The following is a 10,200-nucleotide window of genomic DNA, read 5'->3' on the forward strand; positions in this document are numbered from 1 at the left end:
CCGCCACTGCCCTGGCCCGCCTCTGGCGCGATCAGGGTAAGCGCAAGGAGGCCCACGACCTCCTCGCCGGCGTGTACGACTGGTTCACCGAAGGCTTCGAGGCATACGACCTCAAGCAGGCGCGGGCGCTTCTGGAGGAGCTGAGCTGACGGTGCGGGAGGCGTGCCTGGCCTGCCGGGATCAGGCACGCCTCCGCGACCTATCCCACTCGCCGTCGGCACCCGGCGCTGCCGCTCTCGTCAGGCCGATCTCCAGAAGGCATCCAGATCCGGCCAGCCCGATCCCACCTCTAGGCGATACTTCTCGACGTACTTGCCCCACTCCGAATGGTAGAGCTCGTCGCTCATCTCCTGGACCTGGACGAAGTCCTTCACCTCAAGTACGGTGGTGTGTGCGAACTCCGGCGCTCCCGGGCCGGCCAGTGAGCCGAAGTACCCGACGTACGTCACGCCGGAGGCTTTCCACTTGCGCGCCATCTCAAGCGCCGACTCAGCGGCCTGCTTGCGCTCCTCCTCCGAGGCTTGCCCGTACGGCAGCCCCAGCGTGTACTGGAACAGCACTCTGATCGGTCTGTCAGCCATCACTGCACCTCCGCTGCTGCTGAGACACTACCCGAGTGCGACGTGTGCCCCACTATCCGGCAGCCGCCCGGGGGCTGTCTGCCGCTCCGAGGGCCACGGTGCGCTCATAGAGGGCGATGCTATCCTTCAGCATCTCCGGGATGGGTAGGTCATAGGGACACTTCTCCACGCATTTGCGGCACTCCACGCAGCCCTTGGCCGCCTCAACGGCGCCGCCGGCGACGTGCACAAGATCACTCAGTGAGAGCTGCTTCACCCAGGCTTCCATCAGGTTCATGAACATGATAGGCACGCCCTCGGGGCAGGGCATGCAGTAGCCGCACTGCCGACAGAAGCGGTCCCCTAGCTCGGCGTGGATGCGCTCCATCTCCGCTTGGTCAGCGACTGTCAAGGGACCTGCCGCTTCGTCCCAGAGGCGTAGGTCCTCAGCCATCTCGGCCGGCTTTTCGATACCGACGCACGGCAGAACGTCGGGGAACCGCTTGAGGAACTTCAGACAGAGGCCCGGGTTCCGGATGCGGCCCCCACCGAACGGCTTCATGGCCAACACGGTCACGCCTCGCTCGCGGGCCCTCTCCATGAAGGCGCCCTGGATGTACTGGGGGCTCATGAAGTTGGCGGGCACCATGGCGAAGTCAAACGACGGTATGTCCAAGGCGCTGACGGCCAGATCCACGCTGTGCGCCGAGAAGCCCAGGAAGCGGGTCTTGCCCGCTCGCCGGCAATCCTCGGCCGCTTCCAAGAGCCCGCCCGGGCCAAGGAAGCACTCTGTCTCGATGGCTCCTCCGCCGTGGAAGAACAGGGCATCCACGTAGTCCGTGCGCAGCCGGCGCAGGGACTCTTCGATGCTCAGGCGCAGCCTCTCCGGCTCCTTTGCGCCGGACTTCGTGATGATGACTACCTCGTGCCTGGAGCCGGCGAAAGCCTCACCCAGCACGTCCTCAGCGTCGTTGTAGGCGCGGGCGGTGTCGAACCAGTTGATGCCCAGGTCCCTCACCGCCCGCACGACCCCTACCCGCTCGTCGGTGGGGACGCGCGACACCATTGGGACCGTGCCCATGCCCAGCGGAGACAGAGTCAGCCCGGTCCTGGGAAGTGTCACCGTATCCATCACTCGCCTCCATGGCGGGCTGCCGTCGGCAGCCTACCGTTCTAGATCCACTTGACCAACGGGAGCTTCTTCTCTGGCGCCTCCGGGACGATCTGGGGGTAACCGACCACGACGGGGCCGAAGATACGCTCGCCCTCCTTCAGTTCCAGCGCCTCAACGATGCCAGGATCGTTGGTGACGTGGGCTCCGAAGCCCACAATGCAGGTTCCCAAGCCGAGGGAGTGCGCCGCCAGCATCATGTTCTGGCAGGCCATGTAGCAGTCCGCCGCCTGGGTGCCGAACGACGCGACGGTGCCGATCACGAAGATGACCACGGGGGCGCCGAAGTAGACTCCGTCAGGCAGATCCGCGAAACGCGCCACCGCCTCGTCGAACTGCAGCACCGGCCAGCCGAAGCTGTGCTCTCCGTGGTGGCGAATCTGCTCGCGGAACCACTCGTCGGTGCAGGCGGCCCAGTGGGTGGTCACGAAGCGCCGGTAGTTGGGCCGGGCGGCGTCGAGGAGTCTTGCGCGGAAGGCCGCGTCCTCCACCACCACGAACCGCCACAACTGCATGTTGGCGCCCGTCGGCGCCCACCGGCCCGCGTCTATGATGGTCTCGATGAGCTCCCTCGGCACCGGCTTGTCCAGGAAGGACCGCACCGACCGCCGTCCCTTGATGGCCTCGATGACTGGGTTCACGGCTCACCTCCTTCAGTGCTTGTTGGTCGAGAGCCAACGCCGCACCCGAGTATCGGGCAGGGACTGACGCGGAGACTCCGGTTGAGCTTCTATGCCAGAGGTGGTGCCGCTCCTACTTCGGCACCACCGTGAACCAGCCGGTCTGCAGCCGGATCTTGTCATCCCGGATGATGAAGGTATCTACCCCCGCCGGTACCGTCGCCACATCGCAGTCGCCGCAGTACGTGCACATCACCACATCGCCGCTGACGTGCTCTCCGGTACCGGTGAGCCTGAGGTTGGGCAGTGAGCCCAGTGCCTCGACGAAGAAGCTGCGGATGGCCTCCTTTCCCGTGTACACGGCATCCATTGTCATCAGTACCCCATCGTCAGCGTAGTCCGTCATCAGTGCGGTCAGATCGCCGCGCATCAGGGCGTCAACGTGATGGTCGAAGACTTCCTTGGTCGAGCGTGCCATTGGTGTGACCTCCTTCGTTCACTAGGTCCGCGGCCGCGGCGCGTACTGCGCGTTCTGCCGGGTGTCCTCGGTGCGCGCGCCCACCGTATCAGCGGCACCGCTGCTCCAGGTGGTGATCCACCGGAGGAACAGCCAGCCGTGGACAGCGTCCCGGCTCTTCGATGCGGCTCGATCGCCCAACCTATCGGCCGGCCAGCAGCCGATCCACCTTGGACTTCACCATCATCCGGACCAGACCGGGTGTGGTCAGCTTGCCTCGTGCCTGACCGAGCTTGATCGAGGTGTCTACAATGTCCTTGGGTACGAGGGGCTGTTCCGATTCCGGCTTGCGCCTCAGGCTGAGCGACCCGGTGGGACAGGTGGTCACGCACACGCCGCACCCTATGCAGCGATCGAGGTCAAGGGCGACCTTGCCGTCAGACAGCGTCAGAGCCTCCATGTGGCAGCGGTCCACGCAGGTCCCGCATCCGCGGCAGGTGTCGAGGTCCACTTGCGCCCGAAAGGCACTGGAGATCAGGCCGGCTGGCTTGGCGTAGCGCTTCACGCTCCTGAGAACGGCGCAGCAACACCCGCAGCAAGCGCAGATGAAGAGGGCGTCCTTGGCATTGCCGGGCGACAGCACCAGCCCGGCCGTCTCGGCCAGCTTGAGGGTCTCCAGGGCCTCGTCCCGACTGATGGCGCGGCCAAGTCCGTTCCGCTGGTAGGACTCCGCGGCCGCCCCGAAGGACAGACAGGTCTCCAGGGGGTTATCGCAGCCCTCCCCGATGAGATGCATCTCGCGCCGGCAGATGCAGGGAGCTACTGCGAATTCGTCGTAGGCCTGAACTAGCTGCTCCGCTCTCTCGTATGGAAGGACCTCCATCCTGGCATCAACGGCTTTGCCGATAGGGATGGTGCGAAGCTGGGGCGCCTTCTTCCAGACCACCGGATCGAGCAGCGTGGGCAGGTACTCCTCGAAGTCCCGCACCAGCTCGGGAGACAACCGGTTCACTTGCCACTCCCAGATGCCGACGGCGAAGTGCGACGCTGAGTACTGGGGAGGTCTGCCCGGCGCGTGGACGGCGTAGATGAGCCCCTTCTTCTCCATGGCCTCCAGGCGCTGAGCGGCCTCCTCGGGCGTGATCCTGGCGCGGCGAGCGATCACGCGGGGCTCCTCGCCGATCAGGGTCAATGATAGGGCCAGTTCGGCCTCTTCGGGGGTGAACAGGCGCCGCAGAATGCGCTGCTCGACGCCGCTCTCGGTGCTGGGGAAGCCTCCCGGCAGGTTGTCCAGGTGCTGCGCCAGCCGCTCGTATACGTCGGTCGCCATCTCCGCACCTCCTATCATCTACCTCGCCGGTGCGTCCCGGCTCTGGGGGTGGTCGCACCAGGCGGAAGTGCCCTACCAGGGAGGGAGCGACAGCTACCCTGCCCGGTAGAGTCCGACTCGCACGAAGGCGGCTTCACAGCCTTGCTGCGCCTCTGGACCCCCCGGGACAGGCCGACCGCTGATGGAGCGGGCCACCAACCCTGACGTGGGCGCTGGCGACACCTATCTCTGCCCGGAAACAGTGTAGCCTCGGGCGCTAACAAATACCAGCACGCGCGTGTAGTCTCCTGCTGCCACAAGCCTATTGGTGGTATCGGCCCCAGCCTGCACGCAGTCAGCCTCAGCACCTCCGCTTGCGGGTGGGGGCCTGGTGGATCCCACCCTGGACGGACCCTAAGGAGACGCTCGCCGTCCTCCTCACGCCCATCCCGGCAGCCCCTCGTCCGGACGTCTGGCCATGGCTCCGCGGCAGCGTCGTGGCCCCTTGGGGCCATCCGCCGCCAGCGGATCTGGACGCATCTTGGCACAAGAACGCTGCGAAAACGCTGCGAAGACGCCAGGGCACCGCTAGAGAGCGGCCCTGCCACGCATCAGAATCCGGTTGGCCCCTCGGTGACTCGTTGTGTCCGGTCCCTCAGGTGGCCGAAGAGCGCCTCCAGATCGGCAAAGCCTCTGCAGTTGCCGGTGCGCACGTCCTCGAGCTATACCCGCCAGGCCGGTCGGCCCTCCGTCTCCACCTGCCAGAGCCGGAGCATCAAGGCCAGGTAATGGCCTTCCGGGTGGCGCTGCATGCGCTGCTCTCCGATCGCCTGTCACTCTCCCGGGAGTCACTCAGGCCCACGCTCGTCCCGATACGTCCGCGATGGTACGGGCAGATGAGCCGATACCAGAGCACTAGACTGAAGGAGAGAAGCATCGCTGGCCAGAATGGGTCTGCAAGGGCGCTTCACTGGGCTGTGGGGGACCCGCTCCGACAGCGCGATCGCCCCTATCCGGTCCCAAAGAACAGCGGTGCGATTGCGTCCTTGGGCGAGAAGGAGTACTCGTGGTTGCTCAACACGATTATGGTAAGCTGGTCCCGGTCGTAGCGAATGTGTAAGGCCGAGTAGCCGGTGATGTGGCCTCCGGCTCGAAACAGGCGGTGGGTCCGTTCCATCCCGACCAACCAGCCGTAGCTGTAGCCTAGATACGGATACCCCCAGTAGCTATTCGGCTGGAGGTCCAGAGATGTGTGCATGGTGAACATGCGCGAACAGGTCACCGGATCCAGAAGGCGGCCTCCCAGAAGCGCTTGCTCCCAGCGCCAAACGTCTCCCACGGTGGAGTAGACACCGGTGGCAGCGCCGGCCGGCACGCGCTGGGACGCCTTGAGGACCGGGTACCAGGCGGCCGCGTACCCCTGCGCCAGCTGCTCACCCGGGTCGCTGCAGCCGCTGTCAGCCATTCCGAGCGGGCTAAAGATGCGTTCCTGGATGAACTCGCAGTAGCTCATACCTGACACCTGCTCGATCACTGTGGTGGCCGCGAGGTACGCGGCACCGTTGCTTTCTAGCCGGCTCGGCAGTCTATCACTCACCCGCTCCCAGTCGGAGGCTACGTACCCAGGAGACGACTCCGGAGGCAGCTCGGCTGAGGGGGGAGTGGCCAGCAGTTGATGGATGCTATACCCTTTCCATCCGTCAGGGCAGTAGGCTAGATACCGGCAGACCGGGTCGTGTACCCACAGCTTCCCTTCCTGCTCCAGAATGAGGACCGCTGCAGCGGTGAACTCCTCGGCCAACTGGCCCACGTAGAACCGGGTGTCATCCGTCAGAGGCCGCCCCTGTGCCCGGTCGGCCAAGCCGTAGCTCCCAGTGAAAACCACCTCCCCGGCATGGGCCACCAGGACGACGCCGCTGAACCAGCCCCCCTCATGTAACTTGACTAGGCGCAGGTCTATCTCGCGCGCGATCTCGGCCGTGGTGGTCGGGGGTAGTGCAGTCGGCGTCGGGAGCGCCTCGGTTGGCAGCATCCTCGTAGGGCGAGGGGCGATCGTCGAGGTGGGGGTAAGTACCAGGCGGGCTTGGGCCGTTCGCTGCAGTTCTGTCCGAACCACGGCCATTGCCCCGGCGATCAACAACACGGTCGCTAACGAACGCGGACGGAGACCAATCACCTCGTCACCTCCCTCGGCGCGCAGTCCAACGAGCGGCGAGGCACGCATCCGCCGCGCTCTCAGGTTGCTGCGCAAGCCGGTGTACCGACCCGATCCAGGCAATCGGGCAGCGCCGGTCTTCGGGTGGAGCCAGCTGGAGGGCCAAATGCCGCTGTCACGGCTGGCGCCCCCGTCACCCTCACTGGTGCCTTCTGACCCCATTCTGGCCGGCGTGTCTAATGGCAACCTCACTGGACTCTCATGAGCGGTTGACTACGGTCTAGGAAGATGCGATCATCAATTGAGCTAATACCGCTACGAGATCACTGTACCGTTTCATTGTCCCCTGACTTTCCTCCCGGGCACGGGCGCCCAGACTCGCGGGGAGGGATCGCCATGGCACGTGTGGTTACTAGGCTTCTAGGCGCCTTTCGAGTCACCGTGGATGGGCACCGAGTCACCAGCTTCTACTCAGACAAGGTCCGCGCCCTATTCGCCTATCTGGCCGTGGAACATGACTGCCCCCACCGGCGTGAGGCCCTGGCCGGGCTCCTGTGGCCAGACTACCCTGAGACGAGTGCGCGCCAGTCTCTCAGTCAGGCGCTGTTTGCTCTGCGGAAGGTTCTTGGTGGATCGACTCCCTGGCTGGTCGTCACCCGGGAGGCCATCGAGTTGCGGCCGGGTGACGAGTGCTGGGTGGATGCGGTGGAACTTGAGGCTTTGCTCGAGACCTGCCGGGTACATGCGCACGAGGCCCATGGGCCGTGCCTGGAATGCCAAGAGCGCCTGGCGCGTGCCGCAAGCCTGTATACGGGCGAGTTCCTGTCGGGTTTCTCCCTTCCGGACAGCGAGGCCTTCGAGGAGTGGGTGGTGGTCCGGCGGGAGCGGTACCGGCGCCTGGCGGTTCTTGCGCTGGGGGAGCTGGCGGCCCAGGGGGAGTTGGGTGCCGACCGGCAGGAGGCGCTGGCATACGCCCGGCGCTGGGTGGAACTGGAGCCGCTTGAAGAGGCAGGGCACCGTCAACTGATGCGCTTGCTGGCCCTGGCGGGCCAACGCTCCTCTGCCCTGAGGCACTACGAGATGTGTCGGCGCCTCCTGCTCGGCGAGCTTGGCAGCGAGCCGGACGCTCGGACTACCGCCCTCTACCAGCGCATCCGCACGCACCAGTTCCCTCTCAAGTCAGCGCCCGCCGACGATCTGACGACGCAGCTGCCGTCCTTCTTGTCTCAGGAGGAACGCTACCGACAACCGCTGTTCGTCGCCCGGGAGCGCGAGGCGGCGCAGTTGCTGAGCCGACTGGATCGGGCGCTTGCCGGGCAGACATGTATCGCTTTCGTCACCGGAGAGGCAGGCTCCGGCAAGACGGCTCTGGTGCAGGAGGTGGCACGCCGAGCGCGCGATGCACACTCTGATCTCGTTACGGCGACCGGTCACTGCAACGCCTACACCGGCATCGGTGACCCGTACTTGGCTTTTCGCGAGATCCTGGCCCAGTTGAGTGGGGACGTGGCGCACCGCTGGGCCGCGGGCGCTATCAGCCGTGAGGAGGTGGCCAGACTGTGGGCCTTGCTGCCTCAGACCTCGCTGGCGCTCGTCGAGGCTGGATCGGACCTGGTGGGGGTTTTCGTGGATGCCGAGGCGTTGCTGTCGCGAGTCGAAGCCGCTGCCTCTCCCGAAGCCTCCTGGGCCCAGCGCGTGCGTGACGTCGTGGAGAGACGGCGGGAGCGCCCCGGCGATGGGGGCGAGGGGCAGGTGGCAATGTTCGAGCAGTACACGGAGGTGCTCCGGGAGCTAGCGAGGGGGCAGCCCCTGCTGCTGATCCTTGAGGACCTACACTGGGCTGACGCTGGCTCCATCAGCCTCCTCTTCCACCTGGGCCGCCATCTGGCCGGCGAGCGCGTCCTGATCCTGGGAGTGTACCGGTCGGTCGAGCTGTCCCTCGGGCCGGCCAACGGACTGAGCCGTGCGCATGGCGATTCCGCCCCGGAGGAGCGCCATCCGCTAGAGCCAGTCTTGCACGAGTTTCAGCGTCGCTTCGGCGACATCGTAGTGGACTTGGACCGGGCCGATGACCGTCGGTTCGTCGAGGCCCTGGTGGACTCGGAGCCCAACGTCCTGGGAGCCGACTTCCGCGAGGCGCTCCACGGGCGCGGCGGAGGCAACCCCCTGTTCACTGTGGAACTGCTGCGCGGCATGCGCCAACGCGGCGACCTGGAGCGTGACGAGCAGGGACGCTGGGTGACGAGGGAGCCGGTGCGGTGGGAGGAGCTGCCGGCTCGGGTAGAGGCCATCATCGCCGAGCGAGTCGGCAGGTTGCCCCCAGCCATGCAAGCGATGCTCCGGGTAGCCAGCGTGCAAGGAGCGAGCTTCACCGCCGAGGTGACCGCCCGGGTATTGGGGGTGGAGCCGGAGCGAGTGGTAGGCGGCCTGAGTGAGGAGCTGGGGCGCCAGCACCAACTGGTGGAGGCTCAGAGCTTGGAGCGGCTGGACGGGCAGCGGCTATCCCACTACCGCTTCCGGCACCATCTCTTCCAGCGTTACCTCTATCAGAGTCTGGACCAGGTGGAGCGAGCACACCTGCATGAGGCCGTCGCTCAAACGCTGGAAGCTATCTGGGGAGAGAGGGCGGGAGAGATAGCGCTCCAGCTGGCCCGGCACTATGAGGAGGCGGGGCTGGCTCTGAAGGCAGCGCGGCACTGCCTTCAGGCGGCAGATAGGGCGCAATGGATGGCGGCCCTCACGGAGGCGGAGGCCCACTACCGCCACGGGCTTGACCTGATGGGGAGCCTCCCGGAAACGCAGCGTGATCCGCGCGCGGAACTGGATCTGCAACTGGGACTCACCACGGTCGCCAACCATATCAAAGGTGGCGCCGCCCCCGAACTGCTGCCGCTCTACCACCGAGCTCTGGCGCTCTGCCGGAAGGCCGGCGACACCGAGCGATTCCTACAGGTGCTCTCCCGGCTCATCTTCTTCCACCAGGACCGGGCGGAGTATGACCGGCACGCGGAGCTGGTGGCGGCGCATTTTGACGAGCTGCTTGCCGCCGGGGACCCGCACACCCTGGCCTGGGCAGACCGGCTCATGGGCCGGATCCTGTTCCCCACCGGGCAGTTTGACCGAGCCCGTTTCCACCTGGCCCGAGCCGTGGAATTCATATCAACTCACCGCGGCGAGTACATGGACATGGCCCGTTTCCCCTTCATCTGGTTTGATCTAAGCACCATCTTGTACATCTTGGGCTATCCCGATCAGGCGCGCCACCAGTGCCAGGAATGCCTGGCCATGGCCGAGGAGTCCGGGCACGAAGCCGTTCTGACCATGGCGCGCAACTACGTAGCCGGGTGCCTTCATCTCACTTCTAGGGATGCCACCTCGCTGGCCCGGTGGCTATCGGCACTGGAAGCACTAGAGCGGGACGCTGGCGGCGGCTGGAGCTACTGGGGCACCTATGCCCACTACTGCCGGGGGTGCATCCTGGTCGACATGGGTCAAGCAGACGAGGGCGCGAAGCTGATACGGGCCTCCGTGGAAGCCCGTCTGGCCGAACACTGCCTAAACGGCATCCCCGCGATGCTCTACTGGCTGGGGCTAGGCTACCTGCGGGCAGGGAGGCCGGACGCGGGGCTGAAGGCAGCCGCCTTGGGGCTGCGGGTGGCGCGGTCCACCGCTGGGCGCGCGGCGGACTCACAGCTGCACCAGGTCATGGGCGACCTGCACCGCCAACGCGCCTGGCGTGACGACGAGTACCTGGCCGAGGCCCGCTACCGCAGCGCCATCGAGATCGCTCAGCACCAGGAAGCCAAGCTCTTCGAGCTACAGGCCGCCACTGCCCTGGCCCGCCTCTGGCGCGATCAGGGTAAGCGCAAGGAGGCCCACGACCTCCTCGCCGGCGTGTACGACTGGTTCACCGAAGGCTTCGAGGCAT

General features: G+C 66.0%; 8 protein-coding genes. 2 read left to right on the plus strand and 6 right to left on the minus strand.

The window, feature by feature from the left end:
- On the plus strand, positions 1-149 hold a 149-nt coding region (locus HPY83_19100; protein NPV10059.1), incomplete at its 5' end, for a hypothetical protein.
- Between the two features lie 90 nt (positions 150-239).
- Here the strand turns inward: HPY83_19100 and HPY83_19105 are convergent.
- The 6 genes from HPY83_19105 to HPY83_19130 all read right to left on the minus strand — a co-directional run bounded on the left by HPY83_19105 (position 240) and on the right by HPY83_19130 (position 6,293).
- Positions 240-581 (minus strand): hypothetical protein, encoded by a 342-nt coding sequence (locus HPY83_19105; protein ID NPV10060.1) that lies wholly within the window; start codon positions 579-581, stop codon positions 240-242.
- A 52-nt stretch (positions 582-633) separates the two neighbouring features.
- Positions 634-1,692, minus strand: a complete 1,059-nt coding sequence (locus HPY83_19110) for a hypothetical protein (protein ID NPV10061.1) — start codon at positions 1,690-1,692, stop codon at positions 634-636.
- 41 nt (positions 1,693-1,733) lie between these two features.
- Positions 1,734-2,372, minus strand: a complete 639-nt coding sequence (locus HPY83_19115; GenBank protein ID NPV10062.1) for a hypothetical protein — start codon at positions 2,370-2,372, stop codon at positions 1,734-1,736.
- A 112-nt stretch (positions 2,373-2,484) separates the two neighbouring features.
- Positions 2,485-2,829 carry a nuclear transport factor 2 family protein gene (locus HPY83_19120; protein NPV10063.1) on the minus strand — a complete coding sequence of 115 codons (345 nt, stop codon included), beginning with the start codon at positions 2,827-2,829 and terminating at the stop codon, positions 2,485-2,487.
- A gap of 181 nt (positions 2,830-3,010) precedes the next feature.
- The gene (locus HPY83_19125; GenBank protein ID NPV10064.1) at positions 3,011-4,138 is read right to left on the minus strand and encodes a 4Fe-4S binding protein; all 1,128 of its coding nucleotides are present in this window, start codon (positions 4,136-4,138) and stop codon (positions 3,011-3,013) included.
- A gap of 988 nt (positions 4,139-5,126) precedes the next feature.
- Positions 5,127-6,293, minus strand: a complete 1,167-nt coding sequence (locus HPY83_19130; protein NPV10065.1) for a beta-lactamase family protein — start codon at positions 6,291-6,293, stop codon at positions 5,127-5,129.
- 375 nt (positions 6,294-6,668) lie between these two features.
- On the opposite strand from HPY83_19130, the gene HPY83_19135 reads away from it, so the two are divergent.
- On the plus strand, positions 6,669-10,200 hold a 3,532-nt coding region (locus HPY83_19135; GenBank protein NPV10066.1), incomplete at its 3' end, for an AAA family ATPase.

Source organism: Anaerolineae bacterium (genome assembly GCA_013178015.1).
Classification (GTDB): domain Bacteria; phylum Chloroflexota; class Anaerolineae; order DRVO01; family DRVO01; genus Ch71.

Coding starts and splice junctions, on each gene's coding strand:
- HPY83_19105 (NPV10060.1), bottom strand. CDS start 581: ATGGCTGACAGACCGATCAGAGTGCTGTTCCAGTACACGCTGGGGCTG.
- HPY83_19125 (NPV10064.1), bottom strand. CDS start 4,138: ATGGCGACCGACGTATACGAGCGGCTGGCGCAGCACCTGGACAACCTG.
- HPY83_19120 (NPV10063.1), bottom strand. CDS start 2,829: ATGGCACGCTCGACCAAGGAAGTCTTCGACCATCACGTTGACGCCCTG.
- HPY83_19110 (NPV10061.1), bottom strand. CDS start 1,692: ATGGATACGGTGACACTTCCCAGGACCGGGCTGACTCTGTCTCCGCTG.